Here is a 15,349-nt window from a genome sequence, read left to right on the forward strand (position 1 = left end):
GTCAGCTCACCACTCCGGTCATCACGGCCACGGGTACGGAGACGAAGCCCAGCGTCAGCACCAGCGCGAGGGCGTTCGCGGTGGCCTTGAGGGCGCGGTCGCGGGTGCGGCTCCCGGCACCCAGGGTCTGCGCCGCGCTCCAGAAGCCGTGCCGGACGTGCAGGCCGAGCGCGAGCATCGCGACGATGTAGACGACGTCGCCGTACCAGGTCGAGAAGGTGTCGATGACGTTCTGGTACGGGTGCCCGGACTGGAAACCGCCGGAGTGCACGGTGCCGGTCGTCAGGTCGAGGACGTGCCAGACGATGAAGAGGCCGAGGATGATCCCGCCCCAGCGCATGGTGCGCGTGGCGTAGCTCGACCGGGGCTTCTTGTGGACGTACTTGGTGGGGCGCGCCTTGATGTCGCGGCGGCTCAGCTGGTACGCGGCGGTGGCGTGGGCGACGACGGCGGCCACCAGGACGACGCGGACCAGCCAGAGCGTCCACTCGTAGTGCATGAAGGGCTCGCCGACCGTGCGCAGCCAGTGCGCGTAGTGGTCGAACTCCCCTTCACCGAAGAAGATCTTCAGGTTGCCGATCATGTGGACGACCAGGTAGAGCAGCATGATCAGGCCACTGACGGCCATCACCGTCTTCTTCCCGACGGAGCTGTCCCACACCGTGCGTGCGATGGACGGTCGTCGGTCCGTCCGCGTTGCCAGAGCCATGTCACGGAACGCTAGGCCCCGGAACCCCGATCGGTCCAAGACATGGTGCGGCTCGTTTCCATAGGCATGGCCTATCGTTGGCTTCGTGCAGTTCCACCAGCTCCAGTACTTCGTCGCGGTCGCCGAGACCCGGCACTTCACGCGCGCCGCCGACCTGGTCCACGTCGCCCAACCCTCCCTGTCCCAGCAGATCAAGGCGCTGGAGCGGGAGCTGGGGGCGGACCTGTTCCAGCGGGCGCGGGGCAACATCACGCTGACCGACGCCGGCGAGGCGCTGCTGCCGCTCGCGCGCCGCATCCTCGCCGACGCGGACACCGCCCGGCACGAGGTGCAGGAGCTGGCCCAGCTGCGCAGCGGCCGGGTCCGTCTCGGGGCCACCCCGAGCCTGTGCACCGGGCTGCTCCCGGACGTGCTGCGGGCCTTCCACGACCGCTATCCGGGCATCCGGCTGCTGATCGAGGAGGGCGGCTCCCACGATCTCGTACGGGAGCTGGCGCGCGGCGCCCTGGACCTGGCGCTGGTCGTCCTGCCGCTGCCGACGCCGTCCCCCGCGCTGACCACCGTCGAGGTGCTGCGGGAGGACCTGGTGGTGGTGTCGTCGCCGGACGCGCCGGCGCCGGGCCGGGGCCGCACGGTACGGATCCCCGACCTGGAGGGCGAGCGTCTGGTGATGTTCCGGCACGGCTACGACCTGCGCGAGCTGACCGTCGCCGCCTGCCGGGCCGAGGGCTTCGAGCCGGACTTCGCCGTCGAGGGCGGCGAGATGGACGCGGTGCTCGGCTTCGTCCGGGCGGGCCTGGGGGTGGCCGTCGTCCCGCGGATGGTGGCCACCCGGTCGGGGCGCGGACTGCGGGTGACCCCGCTGGCCAGACCGGGACTGCACCGGACGATCGCCCTGGCCCACCGCAGCGACGTGGCTCCGCCGCGGGGGGCGCGGGAACTCCAGCGGATGCTGCTGGAACGCTGAACGGCGACCGCGCCCGGTCCCCACGCGGAGACGGCCCGAGACCCGGCACCGGGAGCACACCGGAGACGGCCACCGGAGCCCGTCGCGGAGGGGACGCCCAAGCCGCGCCAGCGCTGAGAAGGGGCGCCTGCCTCTCGCCCCAGCGAGGGCGAGGGGCGCCGGCGAGGAGGGGCGCCCGAGTCCCACCCCGGCGCGGAGCGAGCGCCGGAGCCCCGTCCGGGCACGGAGGGGGCGTCTGAGCCCCGTGCCGGCGCGGAGAAGGGACGCAGGAGTCCTGCCCCGACGCGGAGAAGGGGCGCCCGAGCGGGCGCCCCTTTTCGCGCGGGTGGTACGTCAGCCCGTGGCGTCCACCAGCGCCAGCTCGTGCAGCCGCTCCGGCGGGCCGGGGCGGGCGTAGTACCAGCCCTGGGCGGTGTCGCAGCCCAGTATCCGCAGCTGCTCGGCCTGGGCGCCCGTCTCGACGCCCTCCACGGTGACCGCGAGGTCGAGGCTGTGGGCGAGGGAGACGATCCCCTCGACGATCTTGAGGTCGACCGGGTCGGCCGGGAACTGCTGCATGCCCTGGGTGAAGGAGCGGTCCAGCTTCAGGACGCTCACCGGCAGCCGGCGCAGGTTGGCGAGGTTGGAGTAGCCGGTGCCGAAGTCGTCGAGGGCGATGTCGACGCCCATCTCGGCCAGCCGGCGCAGCGGCTTGAGGAGATCGTCGTCGGCGCCGATCAGCGCGGACTCGGTCACTTCCAGGCACAGGGCGTCCGGTTCGAGGCCGGCGCGCTCCAGGATGTCGACGGTGTCGGAGACGAGACCGGGATGGGTGAGCTGGCAGGGCGAGAGATTGACGTTGATCCGCAGCGGTCCCGCGTCGGCGTGCCGCTCCTGCCACTGCCGGGCCTGGCGGACCGACTGGTCCAGGACCCAGCGGCCGAGCGGCACGATCAGCCCGGTGTGCTCGGCGAGCGGGATGAACCGGTCGGGACCGAGGACCCCGTGCTGCGGGTGCAGCCAGCGCACCAGCGCCTCGGCGCCCCGGACGCTGCCGTCACCGAGGTGCACCAGCGGCTGGTACTCGATGAAGAACTCGTTCCTGTCCAGCGCCGCCGGCAGCGCGGTGGTCAGCCCGTGCCGGGTGATGGCGCGCAGGTCGGCCTCGGGGTCGGCGAGCTCGAAGCGGTTGCCGCCCGCGGACTTGGCCCGGTACATCGTGATGTCGGCGCTGCGCAGCACCTCGGCGGGGCCGCGCTCCCCGGCGGGTCCCTCGACGACGCCGATGCTGCCGCGCACGGTCAGCTCGCGTCCGTCGATGCTCACCGGCGTGACCAGCGCGTTCATGATGCGCCCGGCGAGTTCGTCGACCTCGCGCTCGGTGTGCGGCCCGGTGGTCAGCGCCACGAACTCGTCGCCGCCGAGCCGCGCGACCATCTCGCCGGGAGCGGTCGCGCAGGACTGGAGGCGGTCGGCGACCTCGACGAGCAGCCGGTCGCCCGCCGCGTGGCCGAGGCTGTCGTTGATGGTCTTGAAGCCGTCGAGGTCGAGGTAGCACAGCCCGAAGCGCTGGCCCTCACCGGCGGACAGGGCCTTCTCCAGCCGCTCGAAGAAGAGGGTCCGGTTGGGCAGGCCGGTGAGTGCGTCGTGGGTGGCCTCGTACCGCAGGCGGAGATTGAGCAGCCGCCGCTCGGTGGTGTCCTCCATCAGCGCGAGCTGGTACTGGGGCCGGCCGTCGGCGTCGCGCAGCAGGGAGACCGTCAGGTTCGTCCACAGGGCGGTGCCGTCGGGCCGGTAGAAGGCCTTTTCGACGTGGTAGTGCTCACGCTCGCCTCTGACCAACTCGTCGTAGAGGCGCCAGACTTGGGGAGCGTCGTCGGGGTGGGTCCAGTCGCTGACCCGGCGGCCGCGCACCGTCTGCTCGGAACCGCCGAACATCCGGAGCAGCGCCCCGTTGACCTGGAGGATGTTGCCCTCGAGGTCGGCGATGCCGATTCCTATGGCCGCGCCCTCGAACACGGCACGGAAGCGCGCCTCGCTCGCGTGCAGGGCCTCGGCGACCACGCTGCGCGCGTTCAGGGCGGCGTGGGAGATGGCTTCCTGCTCGGCCAGTGTGCGGTCCCGCAGGGCCTGCGCGAATCCGGCCGCGATCGCGTGCTGGAGCCGGGCCGAACGGGTCCGCAGGGCCTCGCGGTTGCCGTCGCCGCCGCAGTAGAGGACCAGGTAGGCGTCCACGCAGTCGAGGGAGCGGCTGAGCGCCTCCGGGTCGGTGCAGTGCGCGCCGACCAGGGCGGCGCCGACCGCCCTGCCCTCGGTCGCGTCGTAGGACCTGGCCAGCAGCGCGTCGCTCAACCGGCGCGCGAGGGGCAGCAGTTGCTCCTCGAACTCGGGGCGGGTCAGCGACGTGGAGGTCACCGGGAAGACCGCCCGGCTCCAGATCGTCGCGAACCTGCGGAGTCTGTCCTCCGGTCCGTCCGGTTCCGCGGTCACGCCGCGCGCCCCACGCCGGCGAAACCGGAATAGGAGTACGGATCCTCTTCCTCGGGTCCCGTGTCGGGCCGCCAGTCCGGCATCGGCACCAGTCCGGGTTCCAGCATGTCGTACCCCTCGAAGAACCGCGCGATGTCCTCGCGCGAGCGCATGATCAGCGGGTTGCGGGCTTTCCTGTACACGTCGACCGCGCCCTCGGCCCGCTCCGGCGGGAGCGGGATCCCCTCGTACGAGGCATGGGTGAGCACGAGCAGGCTGCCCGGCGCCAGGGCGTCGCGCAGCTCGGCCACCGCACTGTACGGGTCGTCCGCGTCCTCCACGAAGTGAAGTATGGCAACGAGCAGGAGCGCCACCGGACGGTTCAGGTCGATCAGGCGCTGGACTTGGGGGTTCTGCAGGATGTCGCGGGGCTTGCGCAGATCGGCGGCGAGGACGTCCGCGTGCTCGTTGCCCTGGAGCACCGCCTGGCTGTGGGCGACGGCCACCGGATCGTGGTCCACGTACATCACGTGCGCGCCGGGACTGGCCGCCTGCGCGACCTCGTGGACGTTGCCGAAGGTCGGAATGCCGGAGCCGATGTCGAGGAACTGCGTGATCCCCTCGCCGACGGCGTACCGGACGGCCCGCCGCATGAAGGCGCGGTTGGCCTGCATGATCTTCGGAAGCCCCGGCATGAACTCCATCGCCCTGCGGGCCGCTTCCCGGTCGACCTCGAAGTTGTGCGAACCGCCCAGGTAGTAGTCGTAGATGCGGGACACGCTCGGCACCGAGATGTCGATGCTCCGGGGGGCCCAGGCGGGACGCTCCATCTATCTCTCCAGGCGTAGACGACACGTAGGCGATCCGGTGTTCGAGCTGAGGCTACTGATCGCCCGCCAAAGGGGCGAGCCAAAACGGAAATTGACCATCCGTTACCGGTCACTGCCTCCGGCACGTGCCGCATTGTGCCCTCATGCGGAGGGGCGGACTTTCCCGCCCAATCGGGCGCGCGCAGGCGGACGGCGGCGCGCGCACGGCAGCGGCCCGCCCCCTCCGTGCGGTGCGGAGGGGGCGGACCGAGGTCGCGCGCGTTGTTCCGTTTCGTCGGGCACCCGGTGCCTTGTCGTCAACTCCCTTCCACGTTTCGTCGTTGTGCGGGCGAGACGATCAACCCTGGGGAGGTGATCCTCACTTCGACGCGCCGACCGGCTTTCCGTCGGGCGACACGGCGTACCACGTACCGCCGACGCCCTGACCGTTCGTGTCCCCGGGGGCCTTGTCACCGGAGAAGGTGTAGATGGGCCAGCAGTCCACCGTCATCTGCTTGACACCGTCCGGACGAGTGAAGGCCATCAGGCCCTTCTTCGTGACGCCCTTGGTGTCGTTGGCCTCGACCGGCGCGACCGCGGGCCACTTCTCCAGGCAGGCGCCCTTGCAGTTCGACACGGAGTCGGGCCACGCCTTGTCCTTCATGAAGCGGTAGACCGTCATGCCGTTCTTGTCGACGACGACCTCGCCGAGCTTCGGGTCGTTGCGGACGGACAGACCCGGCAGGTCAGCGGCGGAGGCCTTCTTGCCGTCGGGGGCCGACGCGTACCACGTGCCGCCCACGCCCTGGCCGTTGGTGTCGCCGGCCTTCGCGTCCTTGGCGTAGCGGTACATCGGCCAGCCGGCGATCGTCAGCTGCTTGGTCCCGTCGGTGCGGGTGACCTCGCCGAGCAGCGACTTGTCCACGCCGGTGGCGGCCGTCGCACCGTCCGCGGGGACGGGCGGCCAGGCCTTGGCGCAGTCGCCGTCACAGGCGGACTTGGGCGGCTCGGCGGTGTCCTTGTCGAAGCGGTAGAGGGTCATGCCGGCGCTGTCGGTGACGACCTTCCCGAGCTTCACGTTCTCCGTCACGGAGAGCTGGCCCGCGGTCTCCGCCTCGGCCGCCGTGCCCTGTTCGTCCTTGGCATCGGCGCCGTAGCCGTCGCTGGAGCTGGACCCGTAACCGTCGGCGGCCGGTGCGGCGCCCACGTTCTGGCTTCCCGTCGACTGGGTGCCCTGTTCCTGACCGCACGCCGTCGTGAGCGCCAGTACCGCCGCAGCTGCCGCTACGAGTGAGGCGCTCCGCCAGGAGGTCTTCATGTCAACTCCCGCTGTTCGCTTGGGTGTTGCAGCGTCCTAGTGCGCCGCTCATGGCCCTAGGTACGAGCGGGGGCGGGTGAAGTGTTCAATCCGCTCACAGATTTCTTCCCGGAGATCGCGTTCCGCCCGTCACGGATCGCGCAGATGTACGCAGTCCGGGAGATCTCGCGCGTCGCCCGGCAAACCCTGTCAACGCGGATGTCCCTCCTTCGGGGCAATTCCCCGCCGCCCCGGCGTGCCGGGCCCCCGGGAGACCCATGATCTCGGCGTGCATCCACCCCAACGGACCCGATCCGCCCTCGCCGTACGGGTATTGGCGTTGCTCGCGCTGACCTGGTTCCTCAGTGGCGCGCCGGCCGGGGAGGCGTCCGCCGACGCGTGCGCGTACGCGTCGATAGGTCCGGACGGCTCGGTGGACGCGGTCGCGGTCGCCGGCTCGGGCTGGTGCGGTCCGCCTCCGGTGATCCCGCCCCCCTGCCCCAGTCCCACGCCGGAGCCCCCGCCGCCCCCGCCGCCCAAGCCGACGCCTCCGAAACCGACACCGCCGAAGCCCACGCCTCCCCCGCCGCCCAGGCCCACGCCCCGGCCCGAGCCGCCGGCGCCGCCACCGCCGCCGGCTCCGGCCCCGAGGCCGCACCTCGCGGCCCCGCCGCCGAAGCCGCCGCCCGCGCCGAGACCGTCACCGACGCGCTCCCGCAAGCCCAGCCCACCACCCAAGGCGTCGCCGTCCCCGGTGAGTTATCCGGAGTACCGCACCTCGCCGCGCAAGCACCCGCCGCGCGGCGGTCCGCCGCTGGTCTCACTCACCCTGCTCATCACCGCGCCCGCCGTGCTGGCCGTCGCCGCGCTGCGTCCTCGCTGACCCCTGGAGACACTCTTGTCGGATTGGCTTGTTCTCACCCTCGCGATGGTGGCCGCGTGCGTGGTCGTCCTCGTCGTGACCCTCGTCCGGCACCGCAGAGCCCGGGAGGACGAGGACCCGTCCGAGACGCCGGACGTGATCGAGTACATGACGATGATGATCGGCGTGGTGTACGCCATCGTCCTGGGTCTGGCCATCGCCGGCGTCTGGGAGGGCCGCGGCATCGCCCAGGACCACGTACAGGCGGAGGCGCAGGCGCTGCACGAGATCTCGGAGCGGGTGCGGGTGTATCCGCCGGACGTCCGCGACCGCATCCGGGACGACGTCAACACCTATGTCGGTCATGTCGTCACAACCGAGTGGAAGTCGATGGCGGACGAGCAGAAGCTCAGCCCCGAGGCCGGCCGGCTCTTCGAGCGGATCCGCCAGGACGTCACCGACTACGAACCGCGCACGGACTTCGAGGCGCAGGCCTACCAGCCCCTCCTCGACCAGGTCACCGCCGCCGACGACGCCCGCAACGGGCGCGGCTCGTCCTCGGGGGCGACCATGCCGGGCGTGGTGTGGTTCGGGCTGATCACCGGCGCCGTGGTCACCGTGGGCATGATCTTCGCGCTGCAGATCAGACGTACGACGCGCGAGCTGATCCTCGCGGGACTCTTCTCCGCCCTGATCGCGTTCCTGCTCTTCCTGATCTGGGACCTGGACGCGCCCTACAGCCGGGGCATCGCGGCCTCGGCGGAACCCTTCCGGACCCTGTTCCCGCATCTCCACGGGTGAGGGACCCGCACTCAGGAGCCGCCACCGGGGGACGGACGCCACGCCGCGTCCGTCCCCCTTCCGCACGTACGGCGTCCCCTGTGCGGCCCACACCGTTGCCCCATTCGCGCGACACGGATCGCGCCCTCGCGCACACCTTTCTAGCGTTTCGGTCATCGAGGTGCATTTCTGACGCAGGCGGAAAAAGTCCGCAGCAGGCTCCTCGGGGACCCGGAGGATCACCATGCGCGCGATAGGCGTCGCTTCGGCCGCACTGCTCGGCGTGGCCGCCCTGACCCTGACCGCACCGACCGCGGTGGCGGTCGGCGAGGAGGAGGGCAACATCACGCCCTTCGGCTTCAGCGTCCAGCCCTCGACCGTCGCCCCGGGCGGCCAGGTGACACTGCTGCTGCGACGGGACGGAGGGTGCAAGGGCAACGCCACCGTCTCCTCGGGCGTCTTCGACACCGTCACCATCCCGCGCCGGCAGTCCACGGCCACGGCCACCGTGGACTGGGACGCCAAGCCGGGGGCGGTGTACCAGGTGACGTTCACGTGCGACGGCGTGAGCGGTCACACCGACCTCGGCATCACCGCCGGGCGTCCGGCCGACCTGACCCGCCCGCCGGCCCCCGTGCACCGGGGCGTGAAGGCGGGCGTCGGCGGCAGCGTGGCCGGGTTCGACCTCCACGAGATCGGGCTCGGGGCCGCGCTCATCACCGGTTCCGTCGGCGCGGCGTGGTACGTATCCCGCCGCCGCGGCGCCACCGGCGACTCCTGACGGCACACCGCACAGCCGCTCGCCCCGGACCCCTGCGGGAGGGTCCGGGGCGAGCGGCCGTCACGTGCGCGCTCCGGCGGGGCCGCCGGTCAGATCCGGTTCTCGGTCCTGCGGCGCATCCAGAACACCCCGCCGGCCAGGGCGGCCGTCGCCACGAGCGCGCCGCCGATCGCCATGTCGGTGGGCGTCGCCCCGCTGGAGCTGCTGCCGCCGAGACCGCCGCGGACACCGCCGATGACGGTGAAGGCGGCCGGCCGGGTGAGCGTCTTGTGCTCCCCGCAACGGGCCGTGATGTCGTACGAACCCGGTCGGGCGTTGCGGTCGATGGTGACCGTCGCCGTGGAGGTCCTGCCGCTCACGTGGTGCAGCGGCGTGGTCGGGAAGACCGGCGAGGAGACGGTGCTGCCGGGCATCTGGCAGGACGAGCCGTCCACGGTGACGGTCAGCTGCCCGCCCCGGGCGATGACGCTCGGCATGGCGACGATGTTGCTGGGGCTTTCCCACGCCGTGGCCGCGGGGGCGGCGAGCCCCACGACCGCGGCCGCGACGGCAGAGACCGCCAGGGCACGAGTAGTACGCATGTGTTCCTCCGCGGAAGGCGCCCCGGGAACCGTCCCCGGTCGATCGGCGAGAAAGCGCCTCCCAGACAGACCCTCAGATGCGCTGCTCAGGGCCGCATTTCGGGAATGGTCCGTCCTGGTGAGAGGACACGCCGAAGGAATTCCACGCAGGGCGATGTTGCCGCAGGTCACGGACCGTCAGAAATTTTGTGCGCATGGCAACTCGGATGGCGCACGCCGATGTACGTCACCACCCGTTCGCACGTTCTCCCGTCGCCCGCCGAGCGCGCTGCGCTTAGCGTTCTCATATGCGCGACGGACGCGGCGACGGCTGCGTCGAGAGGGGATTGCGAATGCACTCGTCCGAGCTCGCCGAGGAGGAGGAGCGGCAGAAGAAGCGCGCGCCGTGGGGCGTGATAGCGCTTGTTCTGCTGACCGGCCTCGCTCTCATCCGCAACGGTTCGGGGGAGTTCGACGTCGGACCGCCGCAGCCGGCGACGGCGGCGGCCGCGGACACCCGCACGCAGAACGGCGGCACCTTCCGCAAGGCCACGCCGGACCCGCTGCCGTACTCCGAGGTCGACCGCGTCAGGATCCCCGGCATCCAGGTCGACGCCCCCGCCATGCCCGTGGGCCTGGACACCGAGGGCTGGGTCGACGCGCCGCCCCCCGAGGACCCGAATCTCGCCGGCTGGTTCACCGGCGCGGTCTCGCCCGGCGAGAAGGGCACGGCCGTGGTCGTGGGCCATGTCGACAACCGGCTGGGGCCGGCCGTCTTCTACGGGCTCGGCGCCCTGAAGAAGGGGAACCGCGTCGAGATCCAGCGCAAGGACGGGAAGACCGCCGTATTCGAGATCTACGGAATCGAGGTCTTCGAGAAGAGCAATTTCCCCGGCGACCGCGTGTACGGCAGCAAGGGAAGCCCGGAACTGCGTGTCATCACCTGCGGAGGCGGTTTCTCCAAGCAGCAGGGCTATGACGGGAACGTGGTCGTCTTCGCCCGCCTGACCGAGGTTCGCTGAGCGTTCCCCGAGCGGGCGGGCGAGGCCCTTCGGCGATCCCGGGCGGAATGTCCGCCCGGGCGCTTTTTCATGTGCACCGCTTTAATGCACCACTTTATGCGGACCGCATTATGTGTACTGCCTTCGCGGGACGGTGATGTGGTAGCCGGAGTCCAGCAGCTCCGGAAGGTACTCGCGCAGCGCCTGCACACTCTGCGAACGGTCGCCGCCCGCGTCGTGCGAGAGCACCACGACGCCGGGTGCGGCGCCGTGCTCCACCCGGTCGGCGATCCTGCGGGTGCCCGGCGTGGTCCAGTCGAGGGTGTCGACCGTCCACGCCAGCGGCTCCATGCCCAGTTCGGCACCGAGCTGGAAGGCCGCCCGGTTCCAGGCTCCGTAGGGCGCCCGGAACCACAGGGGCGGCTCCCCGTACGCCTTGTCGATGACCTCGCAGGTGCGTTCCATCTCCGAGCGGATCGCGGAGCGGGAGAGCCGGGTCAGCAGCGGATGCGTCCAGGTGTGGTTGCCGACGATGTGTCCGTCGTCGGCCATCTCGCGCAGCAGGTCCTTGTTGTAGGCGGCCATCTCGCCGCAGACGAAGAACATCGCGCGGACGTCGTGGGTGCGCAGGGTGCGCAGGATGTCGGGGGTGTAGCGCGGGTCGGGGCCGTCGTCGAAGGTGAGCACCATGCTGCGGCCGCGCCCGGACATGCGCAGGAACGGCTCGTGCCGGACGAGGGTCCTGGCCGGGCTGCGGTGCGGCGTGCCGTAGCCGGTGATGGGCTGGAGACGGTACGCGGAGGGCTTCAGCGCGCGGCGCGCCTGAGGACCCGAGACCGGGGCGGGGCGTGGCACCGGGTGCGCGCCCGGGTCGGCGGTGAGCAGGCGGGCCGTGCCCGCCGCCCCGGCCGCGCCCAGCACCGCGGCGCCGGCGAGCAACGCCGTGCGCCGCGTGAGCAGCTGATCCTTTTTCATGACTCATCAGTCGCCCATTTGACCGTCGGCGCGGCCCAGCAACACGGCTGGGGACCCCCGAAAGCACCCGATGGGACCATTCGCCGCCACGGCGGCGGGGCCGCCGGTGTTCCGTGGACGGTGCGGCCGGTCGCCGGGCACCGGGCGTCCGATAACCTCACCGCCGTGACGGATCAGCAGCACTCGCATCAGTTCGAGCGGGGCACGGACGGGCCCAAGGTCATCGTCGTCGGCGTGGACGGCTCCGACTCCTCGCTCCGTGCGGCGGCGTACGCCGGTGGCCTGGCGCGCCGGCAGCACGCGCTGCTCGCGGTCGTCTACGTCCAGCCGGTGATGGCGGCGGGCGCGGCGCTCGGGGTCCCGGTCGCCGACACGACGGACGAGATCGCGGAGGGTCTGATCGCGCAGATCCGCGAGGCCACCGAGCGGGTCAAGGACATATTCGCGGTGCGCTGGGAGTTCCACACCTTCCGCGGCGACCCCTACAACGGCCTCGTCAAGGCCGCCGACGAACTCAAGGCGGACGCCGTGGTGGTCGGCGCGTCCGAGCAGGCCGGGCACCGGATCGTCGGCTCGGTGGCGATCCGCCTGGTGAAGGCGGGGCGCTGGCCGGTGACGGTGGTGCCGTAGCCGGCGAGGGCCTCCTCCGCCGACTCCCCTGGCTCCTCTACTTCCCCATGACGAGGCCGTCCTGGGCCGCGCCCCGGCTCAGGACGACGTCCCGGATCCGGTCGCGTACGGCGGCGGTGTCCGGGGTCTGACGGCCCGTGTGCAGCGGGACCACGCGTCCGGAGCGGACGTCGAACCACTGCGGGAGGAACTCGGCCCGCGTCACCTCCCAGCGGCCGCCCGGACGCGCGGGCGGGGCGAACGTGAACCGCCCGATGCTGCTCTGGTTGCCGCGCGGGTCCGGGAGGCCGTCGTGGCCGACCATCTGGCCGGCGATCTGGTCGCCCATGCCGTAGACGACCCAGGTGCCGTTGACCTTCTCGTAGGCCTGCGGGATGTGGGCGTGCGTGCCGAGGATCAGGTCGATGTCGGGGCGGGAGCCGGTCCGGGAGGCGGTGAGTTCCCGGGCCAGGGTCAGCTGCCGCTCGTCCGGCTCGTCCTGCCACTCGGTCCCCCAGTGCACCGACACGACGACCACGTCGGCGCCGGCCGCCCGTGCGGCGCGGGCGTCCGCGAGGATCCGGTCCCGGTCCATGAGGTTCACGGCCCAGGGCCGCCCGTCCGGGAGCGGGTAGCCGTTGGTGTCGTACGTGTACGCGAGGTGGGCGACGTCGGCGCCGCCGGCCCGCATGACGGTCGGGGCGCTCGCCTCGGCGGCCGTCCGGGCGGATCCCGCGTGGCGTACGCCGGCCCGGTCGAGGGCGTCGAGGGTGCGGTGGATGCCGGCGGCGCCGTCGTCGAGGCTGTGGTTGGAGGCGGTGGAGCAGCCGTCGTAGCCGGTGGCGGCGAGGCCCTTCGCCACCTCGGGCGGGGACTTGAAGGCGGGGTAGCCGCTGTAGTCGCCGTCGGCGCCGTACACCGTCTCCATGTGGCAGATCGCCAGATCGGCGCGCGAGACGACGGGCCGGGCCCCCGCGAGCATGGGTACGAAGTCGTGGCCGCCGCCGCCCGCGTCGGCCCGTGCCCGTTCGATGATCGAGCTGTGCGGCAGGACGTCCCCGGAGGCGACGAGGGTGAAGCCGCGCGCCGTCGCGGGCGCCGCCGGGTGTCCCGCATGCGGTGCCGGCGGCTTCTCGGCGGCCTGACAGCCGGCGGCGACGGCGACGAGTACCGCGCCGAGGCCGATTCCGGCCAGTCGCGCACGTGTGGTCATAGCGAGCCCCGATGTGATCGGATCATCATATTTATTGACACACATGCACATACACGGGCGATGCGAAGTCAACGCGCCACCCCAGCCCGTGCCCCGAACGGAGGACCCCCGCGGGCGCACGCGGTCAGCCCGCCGGCGCCCCACCGTGCGCGCCCGGAACCCGGGCCCCTGGAGACCGCGCGCACCCGGCCCCGCGCGACACGAGGCCCTCTCGCCGCCCCGGCGGACCGTTCGTCGTACCGTTCACCGACGGCATCGACCGCCCACCGCACATCCGCTCCCGGCCCCTGTCCCCGCCGGGCGCCACCCGCTGGCATACAGGCCATGACGGCCGGAACCACCACCATCACCCGCGGCACGACCGCGGAGCACGAGCTGGCCGCGTTGCAGCGCGAGCACGGGCGACCGCTCTTCGCGCTGCTGCTGCGGCTCTCCGACGGCGACCGGCAGCGCGCCGAGGACCTGCTCCAGGAGACGCTCGTCCGCGCCTGGCAGCACCCCGAGGCCCTGCGTGCGGACGACTTCGCCTCCGTGCGCCCCTGGCTGCTCACCGTGGGGCGACGGCTCGCCATCGACGCGCGGCGGGCCCGCCAGGCGCGTCCGGCCGAGGTCGGGGACGAGGTGCTGGAGAGCGCCCGGGTGTGCGCCGATCACGCCGAACGGTCCGCGGCGACGCTCGACGTGCGGGAGGCTGTGAAGACACTCACTCCCGAGCACCGTGAAGTCCTGGTGCAGGTGTACTTCCGGGGGGCGAGTGTGGCGGAGGCCGCGGAGGCGCTCGGGATTCCGCCCGGTACCGTGAAGTCCCGCGCGTACTACGCGCTGCGCGCCCTGCGCCGGGTTCTCCCGGGATACGCGGCCGACCTGCGGTGAAACCGAAGGATCAGTCAAGCCTTCGTAAAGCGCCTTGCTGAGGACCATGGTTGGGCCATCAGCTGTCCTCATCCGTGTTTCCGGACTGGGACCCGGGTCGGGCTGCGCGCACGAACCGGAGGAGGGCAGGAAGGGATGCTGCACAGAGGTCAAGAGAGCACGGGCGGCACCGACGGCGGCGAACTCGCCGTCCCGATGGCCTGGTTGTACGCCGAGTACATCGCCGACGAGCTGCTGAGAACCGGCGACCTGATGCCGCCGACGTCCTTCGAGTTCCGCGCCGGGCGCGACGCCCTGGCGCTGACGATCTTCCTGTCCGACACCGGCGGCGAGCTCTCCGGCATCCGCGTCGTCTCGCAGCTGGAGAACTGGCTGTCGCTCACGGCGTACGACCAGCCGTGGCAGGACTGGGTCCGCGAGCGGATGGCGCGCCTGGAGAAGGAGGCCGCCGAGGCGGGCGGTCCGGCCCCCGACCTGGAGCTGGCGGCGGCCGCCCGGCGCTGGCTGGAGGAGACGGAGCTGCTCGCCCCCGACCTGGACGCGGTCCCCGGCGGCGGCCCGGTTCCCGGCGAGGAGGACGGACCCAAGGTGTGGACCCCGGCCTGGCAACTGGGGCTGCCACTCGGGCATCTGGCGATCCATCTCTTCTAGGAACGGAAAGTTCTTCGAATCCGACCAATCCGCGGGCCGCTCCGCTCCGAATATCTCTCCCGTTTCCCCAGGGGCCTTGAGTGATTCGGCGGTCCGGTGCGTACCGGTGGGCAACAGCAACACCACCCCCACCCAGCCCCCCGGCACGAGGATTTGGTATGAGGTCCCTGGAACGCCATCGCGACGTCGGCGCCTACACGCTCGGCGTGCTGGACGAAGCGGATGCCTTCCGCTTCGAGGACCACCTCATGGGGTGTCCGAGCTGCACCGCGCACGTGAGCGAATTCGGCCCCGCCGCGCGGCAGTTGCTGCTGTACCGCCGGGCGACGCCCCGTGCCGTGCATCCCTTCGCGGCCCCCGGGCCGCGCTTCCTCGACCGGCTGCTGGGCGAGGTGGCCGCACGCCACCGGGCCGGACGCAGGCGGTTGCTGTACGCCGTGGCCGCCGTCGTGGTGCTCGCGGCGGGCGGACCCGCCGTCGCCGTGGTGACGGCGCACGACTCCCCCGCCGACCGGGTCGCCGCGACCGACGCGGGCACCGGGGTGTGGGCGCAGGTCACCTGGGCGGACCGGGTCTGGGGCAGCGAGTTCGACGTGCAGGTCAAGGACGGTGAGGGCCCGCGGGCCTGCCGGCTCGTCGTGGTCGGCAAGGACGGCTCCGAGCAGACGGTGACGAGCTGGACGGCTCCGGCGCACGGCTCCGGCGCCGCCGCCATGCACGGCGGCGCCGCGTTCAGGCCCGGGGAGATCAGCCGGTTCGAGGTGCGCACGCGGGACGGCGAGCGCCTGGTGACGCTGAAGCCGCGCTGACCGGC

The 15,349-nt window shown here is 72.0% G+C and carries 16 protein-coding genes; 9 read left to right on the top strand and 7 right to left on the bottom strand.

Annotated elements, in window-relative coordinates:
• Window position 1: 1 nt before the first annotated feature.
• Window positions 2-673 carry a succinate dehydrogenase gene (locus ACFYQQ_RS30555; RefSeq protein WP_355789975.1) on the bottom strand — a complete coding sequence of 224 codons (672 nt, stop codon included), beginning with the start codon at window positions 671-673 and terminating at the stop codon, window positions 2-4.
• A gap of 121 nt (window positions 674-794) precedes the next feature.
• Between ACFYQQ_RS30555 and ACFYQQ_RS30560 the strand changes: the two genes are divergently transcribed.
• Complete coding sequence (locus ACFYQQ_RS30560) at window positions 795-1,676, top strand: LysR substrate-binding domain-containing protein (protein WP_356241626.1); 882 nt, start codon at window positions 795-797, stop codon at window positions 1,674-1,676.
• Window positions 1,677-2,009: 333 nt separating this feature from the next.
• Here the strand turns inward: ACFYQQ_RS30560 and ACFYQQ_RS30565 are convergent, their stop codons facing one another.
• From ACFYQQ_RS30565 to ACFYQQ_RS30575, 3 genes are all read right to left on the bottom strand, one after another.
• Window positions 2,010-4,145: an EAL domain-containing protein gene (locus ACFYQQ_RS30565; protein ID WP_356165302.1), complete on the bottom strand. Its 2,136-nt coding sequence runs from the start codon at window positions 4,143-4,145 to the stop codon at window positions 2,010-2,012.
• A complete protein-coding gene (locus tag ACFYQQ_RS30570; protein WP_355792282.1) occupies window positions 4,142-4,954 on the bottom strand; it encodes an SAM-dependent methyltransferase in 813 nt (270 codons plus the stop codon). The genes ACFYQQ_RS30565 and ACFYQQ_RS30570 overlap by 4 nt, the downstream gene beginning before the upstream one ends.
• Window positions 4,955-5,312: 358 nt before the next feature.
• Window positions 5,313-6,251, bottom strand: a complete 939-nt coding sequence (locus ACFYQQ_RS30575; protein ID WP_355795806.1) for an SCO0930 family lipoprotein — start codon at window positions 6,249-6,251, stop codon at window positions 5,313-5,315.
• Between the two features lie 733 nt (window positions 6,252-6,984).
• Here ACFYQQ_RS30575 and ACFYQQ_RS30580 point away from each other — a divergent pair.
• From ACFYQQ_RS30580 to ACFYQQ_RS30590, 3 genes are all read left to right on the top strand, one after another.
• Window positions 6,985-7,113 carry a hypothetical protein gene (locus ACFYQQ_RS30580; RefSeq protein WP_355794043.1) on the top strand — a complete coding sequence of 43 codons (129 nt, stop codon included), beginning with the start codon at window positions 6,985-6,987 and terminating at the stop codon, window positions 7,111-7,113.
• Between the two features lie 15 nt (window positions 7,114-7,128).
• Window positions 7,129-7,893 carry a hypothetical protein gene (locus ACFYQQ_RS30585; protein ID WP_355794042.1) on the top strand — a complete coding sequence of 255 codons (765 nt, stop codon included), beginning with the start codon at window positions 7,129-7,131 and terminating at the stop codon, window positions 7,891-7,893.
• A 223-nt stretch (window positions 7,894-8,116) separates the two neighbouring features.
• Entirely contained in the window at window positions 8,117-8,653 is a 537-nt protein-coding gene (locus ACFYQQ_RS30590) for a hypothetical protein (protein WP_356165294.1), read from the top strand.
• An 89-nt stretch (window positions 8,654-8,742) separates the two neighbouring features.
• On the opposite strand, the gene ACFYQQ_RS30595 is transcribed toward ACFYQQ_RS30590, so the two are convergent.
• A complete protein-coding gene (locus ACFYQQ_RS30595; protein ID WP_356165291.1) occupies window positions 8,743-9,234 on the bottom strand; it encodes a hypothetical protein in 492 nt (163 codons plus the stop codon).
• Between the two features lie 332 nt (window positions 9,235-9,566).
• Between ACFYQQ_RS30595 and ACFYQQ_RS30600 the strand changes: the two genes are divergently transcribed.
• Window positions 9,567-10,235, top strand: a complete 669-nt coding sequence (locus ACFYQQ_RS30600; RefSeq protein ID WP_355794225.1) for a class F sortase — start codon at window positions 9,567-9,569, stop codon at window positions 10,233-10,235.
• A 108-nt stretch (window positions 10,236-10,343) separates the two neighbouring features.
• Here the strand turns inward: ACFYQQ_RS30600 and ACFYQQ_RS30605 are convergent, their stop codons facing one another.
• Complete coding sequence (locus ACFYQQ_RS30605) at window positions 10,344-11,189, bottom strand: polysaccharide deacetylase family protein (RefSeq protein ID WP_356165286.1); 846 nt, start codon at window positions 11,187-11,189, stop codon at window positions 10,344-10,346.
• Window positions 11,190-11,354: 165 nt separating this feature from the next.
• Here ACFYQQ_RS30605 and ACFYQQ_RS30610 point away from each other — a divergent pair, with 165 nt between their 5' ends.
• The gene (locus ACFYQQ_RS30610) at window positions 11,355-11,819 is read left to right on the top strand and encodes a universal stress protein (RefSeq protein ID WP_356165283.1); all 465 of its coding nucleotides are present in this window, start codon (window positions 11,355-11,357) and stop codon (window positions 11,817-11,819) included.
• A gap of 37 nt (window positions 11,820-11,856) precedes the next feature.
• On the opposite strand, the gene ACFYQQ_RS30615 is transcribed toward ACFYQQ_RS30610, so the two are convergent.
• Window positions 11,857-13,011, bottom strand: a complete 1,155-nt coding sequence (locus ACFYQQ_RS30615) for a CapA family protein (RefSeq protein WP_356165280.1) — start codon at window positions 13,009-13,011, stop codon at window positions 11,857-11,859.
• 324 nt (window positions 13,012-13,335) lie between these two features.
• Between ACFYQQ_RS30615 and ACFYQQ_RS30620 the strand changes: the two genes are divergently transcribed.
• From ACFYQQ_RS30620 to ACFYQQ_RS30630, 3 genes are all read left to right on the top strand, one after another.
• Window positions 13,336-13,884 carry a sigma-70 family RNA polymerase sigma factor gene (locus tag ACFYQQ_RS30620; RefSeq protein ID WP_355785920.1) on the top strand — a complete coding sequence of 183 codons (549 nt, stop codon included), beginning with the start codon at window positions 13,336-13,338 and terminating at the stop codon, window positions 13,882-13,884.
• A gap of 135 nt (window positions 13,885-14,019) precedes the next feature.
• Complete coding sequence (locus tag ACFYQQ_RS30625) at window positions 14,020-14,535, top strand: hypothetical protein (RefSeq protein ID WP_355785923.1); 516 nt, start codon at window positions 14,020-14,022, stop codon at window positions 14,533-14,535.
• Between the two features lie 158 nt (window positions 14,536-14,693).
• The gene (locus tag ACFYQQ_RS30630) at window positions 14,694-15,344 is read left to right on the top strand and encodes a zf-HC2 domain-containing protein (protein WP_355785925.1); all 651 of its coding nucleotides are present in this window, start codon (window positions 14,694-14,696) and stop codon (window positions 15,342-15,344) included.
• Window positions 15,345-15,349 lie beyond the last annotated feature (5 nt).

The organism is Streptomyces sp. NPDC005496 (genome assembly GCF_042872045.1).
Lineage (GTDB): Bacteria > Actinomycetota > Actinomycetes > Streptomycetales > Streptomycetaceae > Streptomyces.

Bases quoted from the DNA above. Each gene is read 5' to 3' on its own strand.
- ACFYQQ_RS30625 (WP_355785923.1), top strand. From the start codon at position 14,020: ATGCTGCACAGAGGTCAAGAGAGCACGGGCGGCACCGACGGCGGCGAA.
- ACFYQQ_RS30605 (WP_356165286.1), bottom strand. From the start codon at position 11,189: ATGAAAAAGGATCAGCTGCTCACGCGGCGCACGGCGTTGCTCGCCGGC.
- ACFYQQ_RS30620 (WP_355785920.1), top strand. From the start codon at position 13,336: ATGACGGCCGGAACCACCACCATCACCCGCGGCACGACCGCGGAGCAC.
- ACFYQQ_RS30630 (WP_355785925.1), top strand. From the start codon at position 14,694: ATGAGGTCCCTGGAACGCCATCGCGACGTCGGCGCCTACACGCTCGGC.
- ACFYQQ_RS30595 (WP_356165291.1), bottom strand. From the start codon at position 9,234: ATGCGTACTACTCGTGCCCTGGCGGTCTCTGCCGTCGCGGCCGCGGTC.
- ACFYQQ_RS30600 (WP_355794225.1), top strand. From the start codon at position 9,567: ATGCACTCGTCCGAGCTCGCCGAGGAGGAGGAGCGGCAGAAGAAGCGC.
- ACFYQQ_RS30575 (WP_355795806.1), bottom strand. From the start codon at position 6,251: ATGAAGACCTCCTGGCGGAGCGCCTCACTCGTAGCGGCAGCTGCGGCG.
- ACFYQQ_RS30590 (WP_356165294.1), top strand. From the start codon at position 8,117: ATGCGCGCGATAGGCGTCGCTTCGGCCGCACTGCTCGGCGTGGCCGCC.
- ACFYQQ_RS30615 (WP_356165280.1), bottom strand. From the start codon at position 13,011: ATGACCACACGTGCGCGACTGGCCGGAATCGGCCTCGGCGCGGTACTC.
- ACFYQQ_RS30570 (WP_355792282.1), bottom strand. From the start codon at position 4,954: ATGGAGCGTCCCGCCTGGGCCCCCCGGAGCATCGACATCTCGGTGCCG.